Annotated in this window: 23 protein-coding genes and 1 pseudogene; 9 read left to right on the top strand and 15 right to left on the bottom strand. The window is 43.2% G+C overall.

Annotation, left to right across the window (positions count from 1 at the left end; translation table 11 throughout):
- Window positions 1-57: 57 nt before the first annotated feature.
- The 4 genes and pseudogenes from VEA_RS09735 to VEA_RS09725 all read left to right on the top strand — a co-directional run bounded on the left by VEA_RS09735 (window position 58) and on the right by VEA_RS09725 (window position 6,404).
- Window positions 58-4,212, top strand: a complete 4,155-nt coding sequence (locus tag VEA_RS09735) for an RHS repeat-associated core domain-containing protein (protein ID WP_006742583.1) — start codon at window positions 58-60, stop codon at window positions 4,210-4,212.
- A gap of 2 nt (window positions 4,213-4,214) precedes the next feature.
- Complete coding sequence (locus VEA_RS09730; protein WP_012841835.1) at window positions 4,215-4,721, top strand: ankyrin repeat domain-containing protein; 507 nt, start codon at window positions 4,215-4,217, stop codon at window positions 4,719-4,721.
- Between the two features lie 9 nt (window positions 4,722-4,730).
- Window positions 4,731-4,841: pseudogene (locus tag VEA_RS24675) on the top strand (immunity 49 family protein); the annotation flags it as partial.
- Between the two features lie 342 nt (window positions 4,842-5,183).
- Window positions 5,184-6,404: an ammonium transporter gene (locus VEA_RS09725; RefSeq protein WP_012841834.1), complete on the top strand. Its 1,221-nt coding sequence runs from the start codon at window positions 5,184-5,186 to the stop codon at window positions 6,402-6,404.
- 32 nt (window positions 6,405-6,436) lie between these two features.
- Here the strand turns inward: VEA_RS09725 and VEA_RS24455 are convergent, their stop codons facing one another.
- Entirely contained in the window at window positions 6,437-6,610 is a 174-nt protein-coding gene (locus VEA_RS24455; RefSeq protein WP_012841833.1) for a hypothetical protein, read from the bottom strand.
- Window positions 6,611-6,728: 118 nt separating this feature from the next.
- Here VEA_RS24455 and cobB point away from each other — a divergent pair, with 118 nt between their 5' ends.
- Window positions 6,729-7,460: a Sir2 family NAD+-dependent deacetylase gene (gene cobB / locus VEA_RS09720; protein ID WP_005396469.1), complete on the top strand. Its 732-nt coding sequence runs from the start codon at window positions 6,729-6,731 to the stop codon at window positions 7,458-7,460.
- A 90-nt stretch (window positions 7,461-7,550) separates the two neighbouring features.
- On the opposite strand, the gene VEA_RS09715 is transcribed toward cobB, so the two are convergent.
- From VEA_RS09715 to potA, 5 genes are all read right to left on the bottom strand, one after another.
- Complete coding sequence (locus tag VEA_RS09715; RefSeq protein ID WP_005396470.1) at window positions 7,551-8,588, bottom strand: extracellular solute-binding protein; 1,038 nt, start codon at window positions 8,586-8,588, stop codon at window positions 7,551-7,553.
- Window positions 8,589-8,835: 247 nt separating this feature from the next.
- Window positions 8,836-9,867: an extracellular solute-binding protein gene (locus VEA_RS09710; RefSeq protein WP_012841832.1), complete on the bottom strand. Its 1,032-nt coding sequence runs from the start codon at window positions 9,865-9,867 to the stop codon at window positions 8,836-8,838.
- A gap of 106 nt (window positions 9,868-9,973) precedes the next feature.
- On the bottom strand, window positions 9,974-10,744 hold the full coding sequence (potC, locus tag VEA_RS09705) for a spermidine/putrescine ABC transporter permease PotC (protein ID WP_005396472.1): 771 nt from the start codon (window positions 10,742-10,744) through the stop codon (window positions 9,974-9,976).
- Window positions 10,744-11,604, bottom strand: coding sequence for a spermidine/putrescine ABC transporter permease PotB (gene potB / locus VEA_RS09700; RefSeq protein ID WP_012841831.1), 861 nt, complete (start codon window positions 11,602-11,604; stop codon window positions 10,744-10,746). Before potB ends, potC begins: the two co-directional genes overlap by 1 nt.
- On the bottom strand, window positions 11,585-12,700 hold the full coding sequence (gene potA, locus VEA_RS09695; protein WP_012841830.1) for a spermidine/putrescine ABC transporter ATP-binding protein PotA: 1,116 nt from the start codon (window positions 12,698-12,700) through the stop codon (window positions 11,585-11,587). Before potA ends, potB begins: the two co-directional genes overlap by 20 nt.
- Before the next feature lie 401 nt (window positions 12,701-13,101).
- Between potA and VEA_RS09690 the strand changes: the two genes are divergently transcribed.
- The 4 genes from VEA_RS09690 (at window position 13,102) to ttcA (ending at window position 16,497) form a co-directional block, all read left to right on the top strand.
- Window positions 13,102-13,899, top strand: coding sequence for a DUF2189 domain-containing protein (locus tag VEA_RS09690; protein WP_012841829.1), 798 nt, complete (start codon window positions 13,102-13,104; stop codon window positions 13,897-13,899).
- Window positions 13,892-14,728, top strand: coding sequence for a glucosaminidase domain-containing protein (locus VEA_RS09685; RefSeq protein ID WP_031780554.1), 837 nt, complete (start codon window positions 13,892-13,894; stop codon window positions 14,726-14,728). Before VEA_RS09690 ends, VEA_RS09685 begins: the two co-directional genes overlap by 8 nt.
- Window positions 14,729-14,741: 13 nt before the next feature.
- Window positions 14,742-15,404: a DUF2987 domain-containing protein gene (locus tag VEA_RS09680; RefSeq protein ID WP_005396478.1), complete on the top strand. Its 663-nt coding sequence runs from the start codon at window positions 14,742-14,744 to the stop codon at window positions 15,402-15,404.
- 199 nt (window positions 15,405-15,603) lie between these two features.
- The gene (gene ttcA / locus VEA_RS09675; protein ID WP_005377502.1) at window positions 15,604-16,497 is read left to right on the top strand and encodes a tRNA 2-thiocytidine(32) synthetase TtcA; all 894 of its coding nucleotides are present in this window, start codon (window positions 15,604-15,606) and stop codon (window positions 16,495-16,497) included.
- A gap of 139 nt (window positions 16,498-16,636) precedes the next feature.
- Here ttcA and uspE read toward each other — a convergent pair whose 3' ends face one another.
- The 9 genes from uspE to ccoO form a co-directional block, all read right to left on the bottom strand.
- Window positions 16,637-17,584 (bottom strand): universal stress protein UspE, encoded by a 948-nt coding sequence (gene uspE, locus VEA_RS09670; RefSeq protein WP_006742588.1) that lies wholly within the window; start codon window positions 17,582-17,584, stop codon window positions 16,637-16,639.
- Between the two features lie 180 nt (window positions 17,585-17,764).
- Complete coding sequence (locus VEA_RS09665) at window positions 17,765-18,511, bottom strand: FNR family transcription factor (protein WP_006742589.1); 747 nt, start codon at window positions 18,509-18,511, stop codon at window positions 17,765-17,767.
- A 90-nt stretch (window positions 18,512-18,601) separates the two neighbouring features.
- A complete protein-coding gene (locus VEA_RS09660) occupies window positions 18,602-19,279 on the bottom strand; it encodes a sulfite exporter TauE/SafE family protein (RefSeq protein WP_006742590.1) in 678 nt (225 codons plus the stop codon).
- Between the two features lie 8 nt (window positions 19,280-19,287).
- Entirely contained in the window at window positions 19,288-19,452 is a 165-nt protein-coding gene (gene ccoS, locus VEA_RS09655) for a cbb3-type cytochrome oxidase assembly protein CcoS (RefSeq protein ID WP_012841826.1), read from the bottom strand.
- A gap of 15 nt (window positions 19,453-19,467) precedes the next feature.
- Window positions 19,468-21,831 (bottom strand): heavy metal translocating P-type ATPase, encoded by a 2,364-nt coding sequence (locus VEA_RS09650; protein ID WP_006742591.1) that lies wholly within the window; start codon window positions 21,829-21,831, stop codon window positions 19,468-19,470.
- 4 nt (window positions 21,832-21,835) lie between these two features.
- A complete protein-coding gene (locus VEA_RS09645; RefSeq protein WP_005396484.1) occupies window positions 21,836-22,312 on the bottom strand; it encodes a FixH family protein in 477 nt (158 codons plus the stop codon).
- Between the two features lie 105 nt (window positions 22,313-22,417).
- Window positions 22,418-23,392: a cytochrome-c oxidase, cbb3-type subunit III gene (gene ccoP / locus VEA_RS09640; protein ID WP_005377487.1), complete on the bottom strand. Its 975-nt coding sequence runs from the start codon at window positions 23,390-23,392 to the stop codon at window positions 22,418-22,420.
- Complete coding sequence (locus tag VEA_RS09635; protein ID WP_005396487.1) at window positions 23,392-23,565, bottom strand: cbb3-type cytochrome oxidase subunit 3; 174 nt, start codon at window positions 23,563-23,565, stop codon at window positions 23,392-23,394. The genes ccoP and VEA_RS09635 overlap by 1 nt, the downstream gene beginning before the upstream one ends.
- Window positions 23,566-23,574: 9 nt before the next feature.
- A complete protein-coding gene (gene ccoO, locus VEA_RS09630; RefSeq protein ID WP_005377475.1) occupies window positions 23,575-24,195 on the bottom strand; it encodes a cytochrome-c oxidase, cbb3-type subunit II in 621 nt (206 codons plus the stop codon).
- Window positions 24,196-24,197 lie beyond the last annotated feature (2 nt).

Below are 24,197 nucleotides of genomic sequence, written 5' to 3'. Positions count from 1 at the left end.
GCGAAACGAGCATTAAATGATGCGGCAAGGTAAGAAAAGGACAAACACGTTACGGCTATGATCCCTCAATTCGTCATTCCTATCACGAATCGCTTTGGCGAAAGCTATCACTTCTCAGGTCAGTTACTTACTAGCGGCGAACCTAAAACATTCGTGACCAAACAAGAGGCAATAGAGTTTCTTGAGAGCTTTGGTGAGCTTGACCTTCGCTCTGTCGAGGACTTGTTTTATTTGATTGGTCAATTCAAGCCAAACATACCTGACGGTGAGCTTACTTCCCAACACTATAATTCAACGTTTGCCAACGCTTTAGTGAACGGTGACTTGCATGTCGCTCGAATTGTACCTACCGGCGAAAACTACGCACTCTCGTCAGCGGTTACGCCTCCACCGACTCAAAATACCGTCAATGCAAAACCATCGAAGGGAAAGGGGAAGTCGAATAAAAAGAGTGGCAGAAGTGCCGCATCCGCCAAGCCTCAGCAACAAAGCAGCGAAAAACATGAGAAAGCCGGTGATCCTGTATCACTTGTGACGGGTGAAGAAATTCTCGAACTCTATGATATCGAGCTACAACAAGGTACTACTTGGCAGCGTACTTACCGCTCTTCGCAGTCGGATGTAAATCATGGAATGGGCTTTGGTTGGCGACATGCATTTCAGTTTGAATTACGCGAAAAGACGGACGAGAGAGACAACGTTATCGCTTGGGAGTTTGTTGACGATAAGGCAGATATCACAGAATTTGAGCCAGTAGATATTGGAGCAACAAGTTACCAGATATACGCTGGTGCGAGCTGTTATTTCCTAAATTCAGCAACTCGGATCGTGACGCTCGCTAATGGGCATCAATATCGATTTGAACAGAAAGATGATCGTTGGCTTGTTAAACAAGTCAGAAATGGCACGTTTTCAACGTTTCAATTGCAGTATTCTCGAAACCATCGATTGATCGAGATCGCATATAACAAGCGTCCGGTTCTTGAATGTCAATATGATAAGCAAGGACGCCTTGTAGAACTGCTTAATGCAAAGTCGCAAAAAGTTCTGACAACTTATACCTATGATGAGCACGATGATTTGGTCAGTGCAACTAATCATTTGGGCTTGAAGGAACAGTATCAATACCGCGGCCATTTAATTGTTAAGCGTGTACGACCAACTGGCTTTACTCATTATTTTGAATGGGATGGCGAAGGTGCTAACGCGAAATGCATCAGGAACGTTGGGGACGCAGGAATTTATGACTATCGCTTCCATTATCAGGGAAATCATTCTTCTTATTCTGACTCGTTAGATCATCAATGGTCTTTCTTGCATGACGAGCAGGGTAACTTACTCGAGAAAATAAGCCCCACCGGTAAAACTTGGCGATGGCAATATGATGAATTAGGACGAAAAGCACAAGCTATCTATCCTGATCAGTCAACGGTCAATTATCAATATAATCAGCATGGTCAATTAGTTTCTAAGTTTCATTCCTCTGGCAAAGAAGTTCAATATGGTTATGACGGCTTAGGTAAGTTAGTTAAAACGGTTTCACCTGACGGGGATATCGAGAAGGCTTACTACAATAGCCTTGGTCAAAGAGTTTGGGATACCGATCAGTTCGGCTGTGTCACGGAATATGATTACGATAAACACGGTCAAGTCGTCAAAAAAGAGTCTGAAGATGGTAAGAAAAGTCAGTGGTGGTGGGATGAACAACAAAGACTTATCGCGAATGAAATAGACGGTACATTACTTCGTTACAGCTACAACGAAGAAGATCTGGTGAATGGCGTCGCTTATCCCGATGGGTGTATTGCTCAACTCGCTTATGATCAATTTGGCAGGCGTACATCAGTTCGTTATTTTAACGACGAAGACAAAGTCGGTTATAGCGAAGAATATTCTTACGATGAGCACAGCCGTGTTGCTCAGATTCGAACGCCAGCAGGCATTACCTCGTATCAGTGGGGAGCACTCGCGCAACAAGAAGCAGTCATCTTCCCCGATGGCAGCCATATTTCTTATGAATACGATCAACAACGTAACCTGACTAAATTAGTTCGGAGTGACGGCTTAGAATTCGAATTCCTGTATGACGATGAAGGCCAGCTGTCAGGAACTGTTGGGTTTGATAATCTACAAAGCCAATTTGATTATGACGATATGGGGCGCATCCATCGTAAGCAAGTCGCCGATAGGACTGTGCTGTACCGCTATGACGCTGCGGGTTATCTCAAGCACGTCAAAGCAGGAAATGGTAGCAGTATTGTAGAGAACCACTTCAATTATACGTTTGGTGGGCGACTTACTTTCGCATCCAATCGCCATCAAACATTGCAATACCAATACTCTTCATTCGGGCATTTAACAAAGCGCATTCAAGGTCAGTTTGAGATAGCGCAGGAGTTTAACAGAGTTGGCCAACGCGTATCTCAGGTACTGCCAGATAATACGGAGCTGAACTTCTCTTATGATCGATATGGGCGTTTTTCAGCGATTCGATTTGGAAACCTAGATTTACCTCAAATCAAATTTCATTACGATGAAATGGGACGAGTTTCCCAAATTAAAACGGCACATTTTAATGAGCGCATCATTTATGATGGTGTTGGTCGTTTGGTTGAACAACATTGGCCAGATAGAGAGAAAAAGTACGTTTACAACGCACAAAACCGTATTTCATCAATCATTGATAATACGGCAGGAGCAACACACTATCAGTACGATGCCTTAGGGCAACTGAAACGAGTCAATGCTTCTGGAGAAGTGACTAAGTTTGAATACGATAGTTTTGGCAATCCTACTTTGCCATCTTCGGAGGTATTCGCTGATCGTATTGAAGTGCACGATGATGTCCGGTTCAAATATGACGCGCAAGGAAATCAGACAAAACGTGAGGGGCAAGGACACGTTCAGACTCGCGTATTTGATGCGTTAAATCAGCTCATTGAAGTTCACACCGACGATGGTATCAGTCAATATGAATATGATGCATTAGGGCGCAGAACGAAGAAAATTACACAACAAGGCGTTACGGAGTTCCTGTGGGAAGGTGAACGTTTAATTGGTGAACGCTCTTCAGGTGCTTTCCGTTGGTACCTATATCAACCAGAAACCTACACGCCAGTGGCACTGCTAGAAAATGACGTTATTTATTGGTACCAGTGCGATCAAGTTGGTAAACCAGAGCGACTGATCGATTGCGAGGGGAATGTTGTATGGAGTGCAAGTTACGATGCTCACGGCTTTGCTCATGTACATATTGAAAAAGTAGTAAATCCATTGCGTTTTCAAGGGCAGTATTTCGATCAAGAAACCAACTTACATTACAACCTCGCTCGGTATTACGATCCTAAGCTAGGACGCTTTATCCAACAAGATCCGATATCAATTGCTGGTGGCATTAACCATTACCAATATGCAATCAACCCTATCCAGTGGATTGACCCAACAGGTTTCCTATGTGAAGAAGGGCTAAAACGCTTGCAGCAAATGCTGGCTGAGTATCAGGCGCAAAACAACGTCCCTCAAGAGGTTTGCGATCAGATTTTAGAGGCAGCAAAAGAGTCATCCGTCGGAGAAGATGGCGTCCGTTCACAGGTCAAAATCCGAAGACCGGATGGCCAAAACCATATTCGCTATGAATATGATTTAGAGCGCATTGATTCGCAGAAAAACGAGATTACCTTCTATCGCCACATAAATTATTCTGACGGCAGAAAACATGAAGTTCATTGCGTTGTCAAGATAGAAGATTTTGTAAATGCACACGTTATCGACAGAAATGAAGGATCTGGTATTGCGAACACATCTTTGGATAAAAGTGGAAGTTTGCGAATTTTACAAGGATTGTTATTGGAGACGAAGAACTCTGATGAAACCTTTGATTTTGGAGCATATTTAAGGTCTGTCGTGGGGCCTCCTCCTAAAGATATGCCTGATCCACATGCTCACCACATACTCTTTAAGAAGGGCTTGGGGGCAGAGCAACAAGCTCTCGTTACTGAGGGCCAAATTCTTTTGAGGAAATATGGCATTGATCCAATATTTGGCCCTGAGAATTTAGTGTGGGCTCCAAATCGCATTGAAGGTCAACATGATATTAAGGCGTTACAACAAGTTATTGATTTTCTTAAAATGACCGATGAAATGTTTGGTACGCGTGATGAGATGATCAACGCTTTAAAATCACTGGGTAAAACAGCAGCTGTGAGGAGATAAAGATGGCAGGTGAGCATAGCGCAAAAGATGTAATGGCCGCGATTAAATCGGGTGATGTAAGTGAGGTTGAAAAAATTCTCTCAGGAGATGACAAATTACTTCATCTAATTACGCCATTGGGTTCGTGGTTGCACATCGCAACGGAGCAAGGGCAAGATAAAATTGTAGAGCTTCTGGTGAATCTAGGTATTGATGTAAATGTCAAGGGGGGGCCTTCAGGTGTAACTCCCTTAAATACAGCTGCATATGAAGGTAATTTAGACTTACTTATCTATTTTCTAGAAAGAAGTGCAGTGATGGATATATCTGAACCAGACCGCAACCCATTGTTTGCTGCGATCCATGCAGGTCATAAAAATATTGTAGAGTTATTACTAAAAGCTGGTATAGATACAACGGTTAAATATACTGGTAACTCTATGAAAGACATGGACGCTATAGCGTTTGCTTATGAGTGGGGACGCAAGGAAATCGCAGAAATGATTAAAGAGCACAATAGGCACGCTTAGTAGAAGTTAATATGGTACGACAAAGGTAACCGTTTATCTGTTGAAACTGGTTGGCTTCCTCCTTATCTCGTCGAGGGGCGTTGGCTAGAAGAAGTAAAAGCAGGGAAGATCACTCGATAAACTCCTTTAGTTAGCAATTCAGTATATAAGCCACCTCTCATGAGGTGGCTTTTATGTTTATGGTGGGGAGTTTGCTGCTTGTTGAGCTATATGGTGCGCATTATTTTGGTGCACTAAAACCACATTGGTGCATTTATTAGCGTGTTAAGCACCATTTCAAGAATGCATAATTTTATTAAAGTTCATACAAAACAATAAATTAAAGTGTAAGTGTTAGAAATGTAAATTATGGAATGAGAATTGCTCTGTTAGACGCTCTATAAATTAAGTTCACCAAATTGGTGATGAGCCTAACTTTGATGCACAGGATAAGTGCGCTACAGATCAACGGAGACAATCATAATGAGTGTAACTGCCAATCAGGTACACGGCGCTGTACAAACTCTCACGCAAAGTTCCGACACACTTTTCTTACTACTTGGCGCAATCATGGTTTTTTTGATGCATGCTGGTTTTGCTTTTCTTGAAGTAGGAACCGTGCGCCAAAAGAACCAAGTTAATGCTTTAGTTAAAATCTTGGCCGATTTCGGTATTTCCGCCATTGCGTATTTTTTCATTGGATACTGGGTCGCTTATGGCGGCACCTTCTTTGCTGATGCAGAGACGTTATCTCAAGGCAATGGTTACGAGTTGGTGAAGTTCTTTTTCTTGCTGACCTTCGCTGCAGCGATTCCTGCTATTGTTTCTGGTGGTATCGCAGAGCGAGCTCGTTTTTATCCGATTCTAATCGCAACATTTTTCACTGTCGGCATCGTATACCCGTTATTTGAGGGAATGATCTGGAACGGAAACTTTGGTGTTCAAGCTTGGTTTGAAAATACCTTTGGTTATGGCTTTCACGACTTTGCAGGTTCAGTCGTTGTACATGGTGTTGGCGGCTGGATAGCGTTGGTTGCCGTTGTGTTTTTGGGCATGAGAAAAGGCAGAGTTCGAGCAGGAAAGCATACCAACTTTGCACCTTCGAATATTCCGTTTTTGGCTTTGGGAGCTTGGATCTTATGTGTGGGGTGGTTTGGCTTCAACGTCATGTCAGCTCAAACCGTGTCAGGCATAAGTGGCTTGGTGGCTATGAACTCATTGATGGCAATGGTCGGAGGCATTGTCGCGTCATTGTTGGCTGGTAAGAATGACCCCGGCTTTATTCATAACGGCCCACTAGCTGGCTTGGTTGCTGTATGTGCGGGCTCAGACTTAATGCATCCTATCGGTGCTTTAGTGACAGGTGCGATTGCTGGCGTGCTATTTGTTTATCTTTTTACCTACCTACAAAACAAAACCAAGATTGATGATGTGTTGGGTGTCTGGCCTTTACACGGTTTATGTGGAGCTTGGGGTGGTATTGCTGCGGGGATCTTTGGTCAAAGCGCGTTGGGTGGGCTAGGTGGCGTGAGCATTATCGTTCAGCTTCTAGGAACGCTTTTGGGCATTTCTATCGCAGTGATTGGGGCGCTTGCAGTCTACGGCGCGATCAATGCCAGTATGGGACTAAGGCTTTCGGAAGAAGACGAATTCAATGGCGCTGACCTAGCCATTCATAAAATATCTTCTACCAACGAGGATTGAGGCCAATGTGGGAGCGGCGTAAAGCCGCTCTTTTAGCAATTGCCTTTTTTTGCTTGGCCAGGGGGACAGAAATCTCCATTACCACGATGGTTATCGTCATTGGTGCTGACTCTTACTTTTACGTCGTCCACTTCGCCTTCAACATTGGTTAGTTGGCAACCTGCTAAAGTCGTAAGTAATATAAGCGCTAGAGATACTTGTCTCATTGCTGTTCCTCTTAAATTGTAATTCTAATAGTGACCATTACGACCATGGTCTAATCCATATTACTACTGTTGCTATTCTTTCAGTGTTAAGCTAATGAAAAAACAGCAAGGATGAGTTATGAATTTCCCTTATAGAAATATTGTAGTACTTACTGGTGCAGGTATCTCGGCCGAATCTGGTATTCAAACATTTCGTGCGCAAGATGGCCTTTGGGAGAATCACCGTATTGAAGATGTAGCAACACCTGAAGGGTTTGCTCGCGATCCGGACCTTGTTCAAGACTTTTACAACCAACGCCGCAAGAAACTTCAAGACAATGCGATACAGCCGAATGCCGCGCATAAGGCACTGGGCCGCCTAGAAACCGAGTTAGAAGGTAAAGTGACGGTCATCACTCAAAATATAGACAACCTTCACGAAAGAGGCGGCAGCCATAACGTCATTCATATGCACGGTGAGCTTTTAAAAGCGAGATGCAGTGAATCAAACCAAGTTATAGAACATAGTGAAGACATTAAGACTGGTGAGCTTTGTCATTGCTGTCAGATCCCTTCACAAATGCGACCACATATTGTTTGGTTTGGTGAAATGCCACTACGAATGGGGGATATCTACGCAGCATTAGAAGAAGCAGATTTATTTATTTCTATCGGGACTTCTGGCGTCGTATATCCCGCAGCAGGTTTTGTTCATGATGCAAAAATGCATGGCGCACATACTATTGAAATTAACCTCGAGCCTAGTGCGGTAGAAAGTGAATTTGAGGAAAAACGCTACGGAAAAGCAAGCGTCGAGGTTCCAAAATTAGTTGACGAAATACTGGCTCTAGAAGGAAAAGAAAGAGCGTAATAATTCTCACAGAGGAGAGCTTTTGTCTTGTCATTGAGAACAAAAAAAGCGGCTCATGAGCCGCTTTTTCATATCTTTAAAACTAACGAATTAGTTGTTCACTTTTAGCTTTTGGAAGTACTCATCGTACATTACGCTCGCTTCGCCAACTTCATCTTGCCAAGTACCGCTGTCCATCACTTCTTGTGGTGGGAAAATGCTTGGATCGTTAGCAAATTCTTTCGGTAGCAGTTCGTGTGCCGTTTTTACTGGAGTAGGGTAACCAATCTCTAGTGCGATCTTAGCTGCGTTTTCTGGGCGAAGTAAGAAGTCAATCATCTTATGAGCCGCATCAACGTTCTTCGCACCAGCTGGAATTGCCAGGCTGTCCATCCAGAAGATCGTTCCTTTTTCTGGCCAGATGATGTCGATGTTCGCGCCTTCTTGACGAGCCATGTAAGCAGAACCATTCCAAAGCATACCAAGTGAAACTTCACCCGCTAGGTAAGGGTTTGCAGGAAAGTCTGAGTTAAATACTAATACGTTTGGCATTAGCTTTTTCAGTTCTTCGTAAGCGGCTTTGATTTCTTCTGGGTTAGTCGTGTTTGGTGAGTAACCAAGCTTAGTCAATGCAATGTGGAATACTTCGCGAGAATCATCCATCAACATTAGTTGACCTTCCCACTTGCTATCCCAAAAATCATCCCACTTCGTAACAGATGATTTGTCTAGCATGTCAGCATTGATACCAATACCTGTCGCACCCCAAATGTAAGGGATAGAGTAGTTGTTGTTCGGATCGAACGGCTTGTTAAGGAAGTTAGTATCAAGATCGGCAAAATGAGACAATTTCTCTTTGTCGATCTGTTGCAGCATGCTTTCTTTACGCATTTTAGAGACGAAATAGGTAGACGGTACTACCAAGTCGTAACCAGAACCTTGGGTTTTAAGTTTTGCGTACATACTCTCGTTAGATTCATATGTAGAGTAAATAACTTTGATTCCAGTTTCTTTTGTAAAGTCTTCAAGAACTTCGTTTGGAATGTATTCCGACCAGTTGTAGAAATACAGTTCTTGATCAGCAGCCATTGCAGGGGTAGCGATGAGCGTCGCTGCACATAGAGCGCTTGCGTAGAATTTACTTTTCATTTGTTTTCCGTTTTGTTTCGCGATTGGACAAGTCAATACTAGCTGGAGTTATCAAGTTGATCCAAATCGCAGTAAGCACAAATCTGTTTATTTAGCTCGAGGGCTGTATCTCCGCTTTGTGAGAAGATAAAACTAGACATCGAGCCAGATAAACCTAGCAACGCATAATTATATCAGTCAATTACAAAAATAGGCAGCGTATTGCTGCCTATTTTCTTTTAGTCGATGACTTGTTACACAAGCTCGATTACTGTCCCGCTTTCAGCTTTAGGAAGTAATCTTCGTACTTAACGGTTAGATCACCAACCGCATCTTGCCATTCCACTCGATCAAGATCTTCTTGAGAAGGAAATAGCGGTGCAACATCTTTAAACTTAGCGTTCGATTCCTCTACCGCTGTTAAGTAACCAGTATCACGTGAGATTTGCTCTGCGATTTCTGGACGTAGTAGGAAGTCGATCATCTTGTGAGCTGCTTCTACGTTCTTCGCACCGGAAGAGATAGCGAAGTTATCAACCCAACCGATACCGCCTTCTTTAGGAAATACGAGTTTAAGGTTTAGGCCTTCATTTTGAGCAGCTGCAGCGCTGCCGTTCCAAAGCATACCAACGCCAACTTCACCAGACATGTAAGGTGCGCCTGGGTTGTCAGAGTTGAAAACTAGAACGTTTGGCATCAACTTTTGTAGCTCAGCGTACGCTTCATCGATTTGTTTAGGGTCTTTTGAGTTACCTGAATAGCCAAGTTTACGCAGAGCGATATGGAAGACTTCACGAGTGTCGTCCATCAGCATTACTTGACCTTCAAGCTCAGGCTTCCATAGGTCTGCCCAGCTTTGGAAGTCGTTTGGATCGTACATGTCTGCGTTAACCGCTAGACCTGTAATCGCAACAACGTGTGGAATAGAGTAGTCGTTATTTGGATCGTAAGGCTTGTCTAGATAGTTCTTATCTAGGTTGCCGAAGTTTTTCAGCTTAGTCTTATCGATCTTTTGTAGCATACCTTCATCGCGCATTTTTGCTACAAAGTACGTTGAAGGTACCACTAGATCATAACCTTGGTTATGAGTTTTTAGCTTTGCGTACAAAGTTTCATTCGACTCGTAAGTCGAGTAGATCACTTTGATACCAGTTTCTTTGGTAAATTGCTCTAGGATATTACTGTTGATGTAAGGCCCCCAGTTCATAAATACCAATTCTTTATCGTCCGCTGCTGCTGAACCTGAGAACAGAGAAAGCGCACATGCACTACCAGCTAATAGAGTAGCCCATTTTTTCATTGACGTTAGCTCCAAACCAAACGTTGTCCAAATCATTTTGGACGGTAGATAGAAAAACAGAATGGCATGTAACCATTCTGTTTCGTGATGTTAACGGATGTGGATTTTACTTTACTTTTTCTCTTGCGAGCAACTGAGAAATTACGACAAGAATTAAAGAAACCACCAACATGACCGTTGCAAGAGCATTCACTTCCGGTGAAATACCCACCTTAACCATCGAGTAAATTTTCAATGGTAGGATTTCATACGTTGGACCTGTTACGAACGAACTAATAATTACGTCGTCCAGAGACAGGGTAAAGCTAAGCAGCCAGCCTGCCGCAACTGCTGGTTTTGCAAGAGGAAGGATGATCTGCTTTAAGATAACCCATTCACTTGCGCCAAGATCTTTTGCTGCTTCCAACATCTTCACATCGAAGCCATTTAAGCGGCTGTATACGGTTACCACCACAAATGGCAAACAGAAGGTGATGTGGGCAATCAATAGAGTAAAGAAGCCCAGCTGTGCGCCTAATACTAGGAAAAGAGCAAGTAATGAAATCGCCATGACAATATCTGGAGACATCATTACGACAAACAGCATGCCGTTTACAGCACCTTTGCCTTTGAACGAGTAACGGAATAGGGCAACCGCTGTTAAGCTACCAATAATAGTAGCCGCTGTTGCAGAAAATACCGCCACGTTCAATGAGTGCCATGCAGCCTGCATTAGGCTGTCGTTGTTGACTAGGGTTTCATACCATTTCGTGGTGAAACCACCCCATTTCATACCAAATTTATTGGCGTTAAATGAATTTACGATTAGTACAACGATTGGCAGATACAAAAATGCATAAACCAACGCCATAAAGCTAAATCTAACTGTGCGTCCCATTAGTCTAGCTCCACTTTCTTATTCAATAATTTTCCTGCTCGGTAGTAAGCGTAAAGCATGACCGCCATTGCGAAGGTGAGGGCGATACTGGTCGCAGCACCAAATGGCCAATCACGAGCGTTCAATACCTGACTCTTAATTACGTTACCAATCAGTAGATTCTTCGCACCGCCTAGAAGATCTGAGATGTAGAACATACCCAGGGCAGGCAGTAGAACCAACAAACAGCCACCGATAATGCCAGGCATTGTCAGAGGTAGAATTACTTTAGTAATGGTTTGGAGCTTGTTCGCACCGAGGTCTTTTGCTGCCTCGATGTAAGTGTTGTCCAACTTCTCGATTGCCGAGTAAAGCGGCAGAATCATGAAAGGAAGTAGGATGTATACAAGACCAATCATTACAGCCGTTTCGGTATACATAATACGCAACGGCTTGTCGATGATTTCCATTGCCATCAGCGACTTGTTCAAAATGCCCTGTGTACCGAGAACAATCTTCAGTCCGTAAGTTCGAATCAAAGAGTTCGTCCAAAACGGTACGATCACCAAAAACAGCATAAACGGACGCCATTTTTCAGGCATTTTCGCTACGATATAAGCAAACGGGTATCCAATGACTAAACACAACAACGTTGCCACAATTGCCATGTAGAACGAGTGCATCAGCACTTTCGCATACAGTGGGTCCAGCAGACGCAAGTAGTTGTCGAAAGTGAATGTCATTTCGATTAAGTTTGCTTCATCACGCGTTAAGAAACTGGTACCAATAATCATCACGTTTGGTACCAACACAAACAGTGTTAGCCAGCCTACGATTAAGGCAATGATCGCGTTCTGAAGATTAATCTTCTTGCTTATCATTGAGTACTACCTCCCAGCTCTCAACCCAAGTGATAGCGACTTTCTGGCCAAGTGAGTGGTCCACATCAGGATCATCTTCGTTAAAGAATTCGCTTACCATTACACGCATACCTGAATCCAATTGGATAACAGAATCTAACGTCATACCTTTATAAGTACGCTCAGTTACGTGACCAACAATGCCTTTTTCTTCAGACTCTTTGATTTCTTCGATACGTAAGTCTTCAGGGCGAAGTAGTACTTGTAGTTTGTCGCCTTTCTGTGCTTCCTTATCGTAGTAAACGACGGATTCAACACCTTCAATTTCTGCGCGGATGCGTTTGTCATCGATGCGCTCTAGCATGGTTGCATTGAATACGTTGATCTCACCAATAAAGCGAGCAACAAACAGGTTCTTAGGCTCTTCGTAAATCTCACGCGGAGAGCCATCTTGTTCGATAACGCCATCACGCATCACGATAATGCGGTCTGACATCGATAGGGCTTCTTCCTGGTCGTGTGTTACAAAGATAAAGGTAATACCAAGTTGACGCTGAAGCTGCTTCAACTCGATCTGCATTTGTTTACGCAACTTGTAGTCCAGCGCCGATAGCGATTCATCGAGCAGAAGTACTTTTGGTTTATTAACAACTGCACGAGCAATTGCGATACGCTGTTGCTGGCCACCAGAAAGTTGGTGCGGTTTACGCTGTGCCATTTTTTCTAGACGAACCATACGTAATGCTTCCATTACTCTTGGTTCAATCTCTGCTGCAGGCGTTTTTTGCATACGAAGACCAAAAGCGACATTCTCATATACGGTCATGTGTGGAAACAGTGCGTAACTTTGAAATACCGTGTTGACGTGTCTCTGCTCAGCAGGAACCTGTGTTACATCTTGGTCATCCAAAATGATTTGACCGTTATCCGCCGCTTCAAAACCAGCGATCATTCGTAAAACTGTCGTTTTACCACAACCAGAAGGCCCAAGAATCGTCAGAAACTCACCATGATTAACATCCAGATTTAAATTACCGATGATTTCCTTACCATCGAAACTTTTACTAATACCAGATAAACGAATAACTGGCTTTCCTGCTTGCGGTTTTGCGTTCAACGTCTGTATTTCCCCCACGTTCAAGCTGGGATAATCCCAGCTGATGTGACACTAGCCATTCACTTTTGAGGCGCGCATCATAATCACCAAAATTGTGAAATTAAAGCATTTTCTTATCTTGAAACAGAAAAAATTTTGCAGGCAAAAGTCATCATTCCTTACCATACTGTTTTTATAAGATTAATTGGCATTTAAACACAGTTTGATAGCACTAAGCTCTGTACAATAATTGTTTTCAATTTCATAACTTTGAGAGTGGTTAATTATCAACCATACAGTTGAGATTGCAAGGATAGTACGTGAGTTGTGATGTTAGATGTGGAAAGATTTCTTTATAATAACGGCCACATTAATTGACTGGAATTCCAGTGAAAATTTTACAAGTTAATCTTGGATAAACTATGAACGACGATTTTGAGAAAGATTTCAATCTTGGGGGGAGTGTAGAGCGAGCTTTGTCTGGCAACTACGAGCTTAAAGCTGGGGCTGTTTTCAATGAAGCTTGGCGAGCAACCATCCAGCACTTTTTATCCTTTTCTCCCGCTATTATTGTATTGCTTTTTGTCCAGTTAGGTATTTTCTATATCGCGTTACAACTACAGTTGGGTGATCTGACCGTTATTCTTGATGCATTTGAGAATCCAGAATCATTCACTAACGATATTGTGTCTTCTATTTATGTCGCGAACTTTAGTTATGAGGTGATCAGCGCTCCAATTTATGCAGGGATCAGCTTGATGGCCATGAGCCATATCGCGGGCCTAAAGACTAAGTTGCGCCATGTAGGCAAAGGGCTGCAGTTTACTATTCCCGTGATCCTAGCAACGCTGATGAGCCTAATGCTGCAAGGCGTAGTTGGTATGATCTTCCCTCTACTGTCCCTGTATCTTTCTTTAGCGTTTAGTCACTCTATCTTGTTGATTTGTGAAAAAAGAGTGCCACCAATGCAGGCGCTACTGTTATCACTTCGCGCTATTAACAAGAAGATTTTTGTCGTCGCAGGGCTTTACTTAGGCGTGATGTTGATGTTTATTGTCGCAGCGATGTTCTACGGTATTGGCTTGATTTTTGTGTTGCCATTCTTCTTCCATTTGAAAGGCATACTCTACCGAGAAATGTTTGGAATTAAGCTCAAGATCGTTGCAACACAGAAAAACGACAATGATCACGATGGTAACTCACAGGTGTTTGATGCCTAATTCTTTAAAATCAATAAGTTTACGAGTGGCGGCTACCTGTATAGCCGCCACTTTCATTTCCATTGGACCGTATTTACACTACGAGCAACAGTTTAAATATGTTGAGAATCCTGATGTGCTGTCCGGGACAATTAAGCATGTCGATTTGTCTCATTTGCCACACATTGGTGATATCCCTGACTTCAACGCAATAAAAGACACCAAAGAGAAAAAAGCGGCGTTTTTTGATTTCTTAAGGCCTAAAATAGCACTTGAGAATCAACGAATTCGCCATGAACGAGCGTTTCTTACTTCTTTAAAGGTGGGACAAATCACTCAAGAGCAAGAAGAGTACGCTCAGCGACTAGCGGCTCTGTATTCTTTGCCTTTGAGCGACAACAAAGTCGATCACGCGTGGTTGGGTGAAATGCTTGTGCGAGTGAATGTCTTACCAGAAGCACTGGTTCTAACTCAAGCAGCAAATGAATCTGCGTGGGGCACTTCTCGTTTTGCCACTCAAGCGAACAACTTGTTCGGCCAATGGTGTTATAAAAAGGGTTGTGGAATTGTTCCTGCGCAACGTGGCGCAGGCAAAGCTCATGAAGTTGAAAAATTCGATTCTGTACAGCAGTCGGTTCATGGCTACTTTATGAATGTTAATCGAAACCCAGCGTATGCTGAACTGCGTGAAATCAGAGCTTCTCTAGCCGAAAAGAACAAAGACCTGTTATCGGTCGCAACGGCGTCAGAGTTAACTCATGGATTGCTAGCATATTCTGAACGTGGCATTGCTTATGTACACGATCTTCGCGCTATGATTCGTCATAATAACGCCTACTGGACACAATAAAATAACGGATAAAATGAAAAAGTTAAGCCTAAGTCTATTGGGAAGTGCGGCGCTAATTCTTGTATCGCCAATAACCCAAGCTCAAGAGTACATGTTCACATACTCAAAGTTATACACCCAACTCAAAAACAACAATAAAGAAGGGCATGACGACGTGAAAGTTGGCGTCTTCTTTGTGGACGCAAAAACTAAGCAAATTTGTACAATAGAAAAAGCTTGGATGGAAAAAGAAGAGCACTATGAAGAGTTTGTTATCCCTGCTTCACAAGAGTTGCCTCTGCCAGTCGATAAAAACTTAAAGTCAGCGAATCCGTTGGTTTTTGTCGATACTCCAAAAGATACTCGCTGCGATTACTCACTTGTCGTGATGACCAAAGAACCATTACAGGGTAACGTTTCTTACGAGCAACTTAAGCCTCTTCTACCTCAAATGCAGACGATGTTGGAAGATTTAGGCGGTATGTTTGCGGGTTGGTTTACACCTGAAGTTCAAGGTGTGACGATGGAGTTTGCAAATCAACTGAATGATAAAGTGATTTTCTCAAACGGAACCGAAAAGCCAATTGTCAATGGCAAGATACAAGTCGCACTAAGTGAAATAGGGCAAGGTGGCACAATGACACTACCAGAACCGACGATGCGAGTGCTACCTTATCTGCCTAACGCAAAGAAGTGAACACTGAGAGTTTAGAAAGAGCTGCAATTGCGGCTCTTTTTTCATTTGTGACCGTAACTAAAGTATCTTTCACACTCTTTTCTTAAAGACTCAATAAGACAAGCATTTAATCCTGCGTAAAAAGCTCGTATAATCCACGCCCCAAAGAAACCCATGTTAGGAAGTCCTAGTCGATTTATCGGCGATGTGAGAGCCCGCAATGAACCAAATAGATACAAGAAAAGAAACCCTAGAATTCAACAAGCTTCAGAAACGCCTGAGAAGACATGTTGGAAATGCCATTACTGATTACAACATGATCGAAGAAGGCGATGTTGTGATGGCATGTATTAGCGGTGGTAAAGATTCATTCGCGATGCTTGATATCCTGTTGAATCTTCAAAAAGCTGCGCCAATCAAATTTGAAGTGGTTGCGGTAAACCTAGACCAAAAACAACCGGGCTTCCCTGAGCATATTCTGCCTGAGTATTTCGAAACACTGAATATCCCTTACTACATCGTAGATAAGGACACGTATTCAGTCGTAAAAGAGAAAGTGCCAGAAGGCAAAACCACTTGTGGTCTGTGTTCGCGCCTGCGACGTGGTACGCTGTATTCATTTGCAGAGAAGATTGGTGCAACTAAGCTTGCGCTAGGTCATCACATGGATGACATCGTCGAAACAATGTTCTTGAATATGTTCCACGGCTCTCGCCTTAAAGCGATGCCACCAAAACTACGCTCTGATGATGGTCGTAACGTGGTCATTCGTCCATTAACTTACTGTCGTGAAAAAGATCTGATCAAATACGCTGAGCACAAGGATTTCCCAATTATTCCGTGTAACCTTTGTGGCTCTCAAGAGAACCTTCAGCGTCAATCTATAAAAGCAATGTTGATTGAATGGGATAAGAAGACGCCAGGGCGTGTGGAAGCGATTTTTAAATCAATTCAAAACGTAAGCCCAAGCCAACTAGCAGACCGCGAATTGTTCGACTTTGTTAACTTACCGCTAGATCGTGAAGGTAACCGCGAAGAATATGAATTTAATGAGGCTGTCGTTTCTTCGACGAATATTGATGAATCAATGTTCATCGATGTTACGAACATCTAACTCGTAAAAAAGGAGGTCAACTAGACCTCCGTTTTTGTATTCAACGCTTTAACTGTCCCCAAACAAAAATCCCCCTTTTATTAGGGGGATTTATTAGCGTCTGTTTGAAAGCGCTCAATATAGCAATGCTAAAGAGAGATTAGGTTGCTGTATTTGGATCGAGAGGGCTAATGTAGCCTTTTGGTTTTAGAGCCAATACATCGCAATTTATTTTATCGATCACGTGCTCAGCTGTATTACCAATAAAGACAGCAGAAAGCCCGGTTCGCCCTGTGGTGCCTAAAATAACCATTGCAGTATTCAAGCGCTCTGCTGCTGCTGGAATGACATCTTCAGGTAAGCCTTGCTCAACAATCGTTTGCTCTTCATCAAGGCCGTGTTTTTGGCGTAATGCTTTCATCGCAGTTAAGTGATGACCTCGAACGGCATCGGTATAAGTCGTTGGATCAAACTCAGGAAGTTCAATGGTAATGTTCGCCGGTGTAACGGGATACGCATTAACAAGGTATGGTTTGGCATCCAGTCGGGTGGTGACTTCTTTTAGTCGCTCGACCATGGCATCGTTGAGATCAATATGAGTTGGATTTTCAGAGCCTACGTGCACCGAGGCAAGAATGCTTGCTTGTTCTGGCCAATCTGCATTTTTAATCAGAAGTACTGGGATAGGGCATTTACGTAACAAGTGCCAATCGGTCGGAGTGAAAATCACAGATTCTAACACGTCGTGCTTACGTGTGCCTTTAATGACTAGGTCATGGCTGCCTGCATAGACCTCAGCGATAATTGCTTCGTAAGGACGGTTGTGCCAGACGACACATACATCAAAGTCGAAGCCATCGTTTAGATAAGGTTGAGCAATTTTACGCATCCACTGCTCACGTTGATGGATAACACCTCGACGCATAGCATCTCTTTCATCCACTGATAGCATTGACGTCATGTCATAAGAGAAATCGTAAATGGATAAAAAGAAAGTGATTCGGCTTCTAGATACACTTTTTTGAGCTAATTGAACAGCTCTTGCAAGTGCGGGCTGCTCATCATTATTGATGTCAGCTACAACAAGGATCTTACTGTATATACTCATAACTAAGCCCACTTCTATTGCAAAACCAGATACTGAATATAAATTAAATCAGTATTTTGGAGTACTCACCGTACATTTTTACTGTAGCTTAGTTTGGGTAACTTTTTGAGGACTTTCGAAAGGAATTTATGAGAAACATGATGTAGCTCATTTTCGAGCTACATCAATAATTGGGGTGTATTATTCTTTAGTTACACCAGCAAGTTCCATCAATGCATCGTGGTCTAAGATAGTGATATATTTACCTTTTACACTTAGGGTCTCGGATTTCTGGAAACGACCCAACAAGCGACTGATTGTTTCCACTGTAAGACCAAGATAGTTACCAATATCACCACGAGTCATCGTTAAACGAAACTCTCTAGGGCTGAAGCCACGTTGAGAAAAACGAGTTGATAGGTTGTATAGGAAAGCCGCTAGACGTTCTTCTGCATTCTTTTTAGAAAGAAGCAAAATCATTTCCTGATCACCTTTAATTTCGTTACTCATCAAACGCATAATTTGCTGGCGAAGCTTAGGCATTTTACCTGATAGGTCGTCTAAAATTTCGTATGGGATTTCACATACCATCGACGTTTCAAGCGCTTGAGCAAAGCTAGGGTGGGAGTCACCTGTAATGGCATCGAAACCAACTAGGTCTCCGGCCAAGTGAAACGCTGTGATTTGCTCATCACCTTGCTCTGTGATCGTATAGCTCTTGATGGTACCAGAGCGGATAGCGTACAGAGATTTTAGCTCGTCACCAGCCTTAAAAAGCTCTTGTCCTTTTTGGATAGGCTTCTTACGTTCGATGATTTGGTCAAGCTGATCAAGTTCTGCCTCATTCAGAGTGAACGGGATACACAGCTGACTAATGCTACAATCTTGGCAATGAATGGCGCAACCGCCTGATTGGATACGCTTTGTTGCAGGTTTTTCAGAAATCATAACAACCTTTCACTATTTGATATACATCAATATTTTAGCATCGCTTAATCCTAAAGGGTAGCAAAAATGTCACCTCAATAGAGTTTAACGTTATATGAAACCGAGTAACTCCATGGCTCCTACAGCAGTGTACGAACCATACCCAATAAGGATTAATGCTGAAATATTTCTAAATATTAACGATTTTTGTAATTTCTGAAAATGGTTGGCACCATATCCAATAATCAGCATTGCCGGAAGTGTTCCGAGGCCAAACGCGAGCATAATAAGACCACCGTTTATTGCGCTGCCTGAAACCGCCGACCAAGTTAGCGCAGAATAAACCAAGCCGCATGGTAACCAGCCCCAAATGAAGCCAAATGGTAAAGCATGAAGAGGGTGCTTTAGTGGCAACAAACGCTTACCAGCAGGTGAGATAAAGCGCCAAATGTGCTGTCCTAACTTTTCTATTAACAGTAAACCTTGCCACCATCTAGCAATATAAAGCGCAACCAGAATCATGAACAGTGCGGCAATCAGCCTTAACCAAGCAAGAGAATGCGTTAATCCACTTAGCTCAGATAAACCTGATATTGCTCCGCCTACTAATGCACCGATTACGGCATAGCTGCTCAATCGCCCTAGGTTGTAGAAGAGTGGAATAAGGGGGGAGCTTTTACTTGTAGAAGAGCCCATGGTAAGCAGAGACGCGATACCACCACACATTCCCATGCAATGACCCGCCCCGACGAGGCCGATCATCAAAGCACCAATAAAGTCAGGAGTCATAAAGGTTGCTATTTTTTATCACTATTAGATTTGTCTTCTTCATCAAGAAGAATGTTATGTCCTTGTCGTTCTAGATCTTCAAACTGATCACTTCTTACTGCCCAAAGAAAAACGGCAACAGCAACACAAACGAGAACGATAGCGATGGGAATCAATATATAAAGACTTTCCATGTTTGCTTTCTCTACTTATTTCTCTTTGAGCAGGCGCAAAGAGTTAGATACAACGATAATTGAGCTTGCAGACATGCCAACTACTGCAATGTAGGGAGCCACTAAACCAGCGACAGCTAAAGGCAAAATTAACAGGTTGTAACCCAAAGACCAAGCCAAGTTTTCTCGAATAATCTTTCTTGTACGCAGTGCAAGCAAACGTGCCTCTAGTAGCTTTTCGAGATTATCCCCAAGTAACGTCATATCTGCAGATGCTTTAGCGACATCCGTACCACCGCCCATTGCAACAGAAAGATGAGCTCCGGCGAGAGTAGGTGCGTCATTGATGCCATCGCCAACCATCATTGTGATACTGTCTTCATCAAGACTCTTAAGGTACGCGAGTTTGTCTTCTGGTTTTGCTGACGCAACGACGTGATCGATACCAATTTCATTCGCTACAGGTCGAGCGTTTGAGAGAGAGTCACCTGTTAGCAGCGTTGTCTTAATTCCAGCGTCAGCAAAACGTTGAACAAAGGCTTTGCTTTCTTTTCGGATAGGGTCGCGGTAGTAAAAGCTAGCGACATGCTCGCCATCAACTGAAAGATAGACCGCATGGCTTTCATCGCTTTCCTTGCCTTGAACAAAAACCGCACTGCCTATCTTAACGATTTTGCCATTCCAGATCCCCTCAATCCCTGAACCAATCACGTTTTGCACTTCATACACAACAAAGTCGTCATTGGCGTAACTTGCAAAAGAGCGAGCGATAGGATGGTTTGCATGAGCTTCTAATGCTGCGGCTAGAGAGAGACAATCTTCTTTTGGAAGATCACTCAACACTTTTGTATCGCAGATCTCAATATCGCCTTTCGTCAGAGTACCTGTTTTATCTACAACTAAGTGGTTGATCTTACATAGCGTCTCGAACACATGACCTTTACGAAGCAAAATGCCAAAGTTTCCCATACGAGAGGTAGCACAAGTTAGAGCAGTTGGAGTCGCAAGAGATAGGGCACATGGACAGGTGGCTACCAATACGGATAGCATGATCCAAAACGCATCATCTGGTTTTGTTTGATGCCAGTAAAACCAAGTACCAGCAGAAATAATAAGAATTGCTCCAACAAAGTACCGAGCAACAACGTCTGCAATTTCTGCGATTTTAGGTTTGGAGTGTTGAGCTTCATCTTGTAAACGCACGATATTGGAAATCATTGAGTCGGCTTTGGAACTCATGACCTCTAGCTCAAATGACTCATCACCGTTTAGTGTTCCTGCATAAACCGCATCGCCTTCTCGTTTCACAACATGTACGGATTCACCCGTTAGCATGGATTCATCAATATGAATACGACCCGAAATAACTTTGCCGTCAGCTGGGATATGTTCACCAGGAAGGACGCGAATACGATCACCAACTTTTAGAGTTTTCACTGGTATTTGCTCGCCATCCAGCGTCGTGGCGATCGCTGGGATCAACTTTAATAGGTTACCACTCGCCGCTGCGGCTTTGCGACGCGCTCGCATCTCTAAAAATCGTCCAACCAATAGGAAGAAAGTGAACATTGAAATCGATTCGAAGAAGACTTCGCCCTGTTCTGTAACGGTTGCTATTAAGCTGGCTACATAGGCAAAAATAAGTGCAATCGAGACAGGCACATCCATACCGAGGGTTCGGCCTTTGATGCTTCGCCACGCATTTAAGTAAAACGGAAGAGCAGAGTAGAGTAGGACTGGCGTAGCAAAGATCAAACTTACCCAACGAAAGTAATTTTTAAACTCCGGTTCTAGGTCACCAAAAACTTCTAGGTACAATGCGACGGCTAGCATCATAACTTGCATGGTAGCTAAACCAGCAATACCTAATCTGTATAAGTATTGCTTCATCATTCGATGATAAGAGGCTTCTTGCTTATCAGCTTCAAATGGTGCGGCTTTATAACCCAATTTATGAATGACAGATAGGAGCTCACTTAATCGCACCTGAGTTTTGTCCCAGGCTAGTAATGCGCGGTTAGTGGTTGTATTCACGCGGATAGACACTAACCCAGCCGTATTAGAGACTTGCTTTTCGATTAACCACGCACAAGCTGCACATGAAACGCCTTCTAAAGAAAGAGTTACTTCAGAGACATTTTCACGATTTCGCACAAATTCTGATTGTACATCTTCATTATCATAATGAATTAAAGCTTGGAGTTGCTCTGGTACTAAATCTGCTTTTTCCGCAGGCGCAGTTCTATATTGATAGTAGGATACTAAGCCGCTGTCTACGATGGTTTGAGCAACCGTCTCGCAGCCAGGACAACACATCTTGCGGGATTCACCGAGTATATCAACTTTAAAATCCGTGTTGGCTGGTACATCTTCACCACAGTGATAACAGGATTCACACATATGCTTACTTCATTAACGGTGTTGACGAGGCAGGAAATTCAACTTTACCTTGGATCATCCATTGTTGGTCATGTGGTTGTAGTTCGACAAACCAAGGGCCTTGAATAGATTCTTCTGCCGTTAGGCGGTAATTACCAGATGCATCCGCCGTAACGAGCTTTGTAAAGTCACGGTCAGGAAGAGTACGATGAGTGAAAGTGGCCGTTAGAGCAGGGTAATGAGATAGCTTCCCTTTAGCGAAAACAATCACAACATTGTTATTTTCAGAAGAAATCTCTGCGTTAAGACCTAGGTCACGAGCGACATTCATTTTACTAATGTCGATGTTAATGCCTTTGCCTTTTTTATAGTAATCCTCGGCGACTAAAGAAACAGAGTTGTTCGAGAAAACGACCACAGTAATCACAGTCCAAACTACGACAGTAAGAGGAAGGATGATTAGGAACCACGGCCAAAATTGTTTATACCAAGGCTTTACCATAAAAAAGTTCTCAACAGCTAAATGAAAAAATGTAAGGCGTTAAATTTAAAGGAAAGACAGCCCCTATGAAAGGGGCTGTTATTGCTATGTTACTTAATATCTCAGTTACTTACTCTCTGAGTTACTTAAGCTCCAGACATAAGAGGCAACGAGCTGAACTTTATCTTCACCCAAAATGTCTTTCCACGCGGGCATTACACCTGAGCGGCCGTTCATTACGGTTTCGGTTACAGCTGCACGAGAGTCGCCAAATAGCCAATCTTGGTCTGTAAGATCAGGTGCACCGACTGCAGGGTTACCCTTACCATCAGTACCGTGACAAGCTGCACACACGACGAAACGTGCTTTACCTGCCGCTGCTTCACGAGCATTCACTTTACGACCAGATAGGCTAAGTGTGTAGCTTACAACTTCTTGCACACCTTGCTCACCAAGCGCATCTTTCCATGCTGGCATTTGACCAATACGGCCATGCATGATGGTTGTTACGATTGCAGCTGGTTCACCGCCGTATAGCCATGCATCATCAGTTAGGTTAGGGAAACCTTTCTGACCACGAGCATCAGAGCCGTGACATTGAGAACAGTTTTGCAAAAACAAACGTTGGCCAACTTTTAATGCTTCAGGATCTTGCGCAATTTCAGGAATTGGGCGTAGACCACTGTCATTGTGCGCGAGTTTACGGAATGCTTCGCCGAAGTAAGCGTCGGCATCATCCAGTTCTTTTGCATATTGGTTTAGTTGCTTGTTCTCTTGTGCTGCAGCGATGGCTTCTTTTGACTCTTCTAGTGAGCGAACGGTTTGAGCCGAACTCTGCCAGTTTAAAAAGCCCTTGAAGCTACCTAGACCTGGGAATAGGGCAAGGTAAACTGCTGCGAACACAAATGTGCTTACAAACAGGTAAGTCCACCACTTTGGTAGAGGGTTGTTTAGCTCGCGAATACCATCGTACTCGTGGCCCATGTCTTCCCCTTCCTCGACGCCCATTTTATCTTTAGCGCACCAAGTCAGGAGAATCGCACAGCCTACCAGCGTACCGACAGTAATCACGATAATCCAGAGACTCCAGAATGTAGTCATTACTTCTTCACTCCTTGGTTATTTGGGGTCGTTTGTTCTTCGTCAGCAAACACCAAGTTGGCATCTTCTTCAAAGCGTGCTTTACGCTTTTTACTAAATGCCCACCATACGATGCCGATAAAACTAGCGAAGAGTACAACGGTATAAATACTATGAATTGTACCGAAATCCATATGATCCCCTTACTTCATTGCATGACCAAGAGACTGAAGGTAAGCGATGATTGCATCCATCTCTGTTTTACCTTCTACTTCTTTAGCCGAATTCGCGATCTCTTCATCAGTGTATGGAACACCGAACTGATCACGAAATAGCTCAAGTTTCTTCTGAGTTAGCTTACCGTCTAAAACGTTTTCAGCTAACCACGGGAAACCTGGCATGTTTGACTCAGGCACAAGCTCACGAGGATCTAGTAGGTGAACGCGGTGCCATTCATCAGAATAACGACCACCAACACGAGCTAAATCCGGACCTGTACGCTTAGAGCCCCAAAGGAATGGGTGTTCCCAAACACTCTCACCAGCAACAGAGTAGTGACCGTAACGTTCAGTCTCTGAGCGGAAAGGACGAACCATCTGGCTGTGACAAACGTTACAACCTTCACGGATATAGATGTCACGACCTTCCATCTCCAGAGGAGTGTAAGCACGCAGATTCTCTACAGGTTCAGTCGTTTGCTTTTGGAAAATCAGAGGAGTGATCTCTACAAGAGCACCCCAGCTGATAGCAAACACGATAAAAATAGCCAACAAACCGACATTACGTTCTAAGATTTCGTGGCGATTATTAGAATTATTACTCATTC

Origin of the sequence: Vibrio antiquarius, assembly GCF_000024825.1 — a bacterium.
In the GTDB taxonomy this organism is placed as follows: Bacteria; Pseudomonadota; Gammaproteobacteria; order Enterobacterales; family Vibrionaceae; genus Vibrio; species Vibrio diabolicus.
Note: the sequence above shows the minus strand (reverse complement) of the source record. Positions and strands in the feature narration are given on the sequence as shown.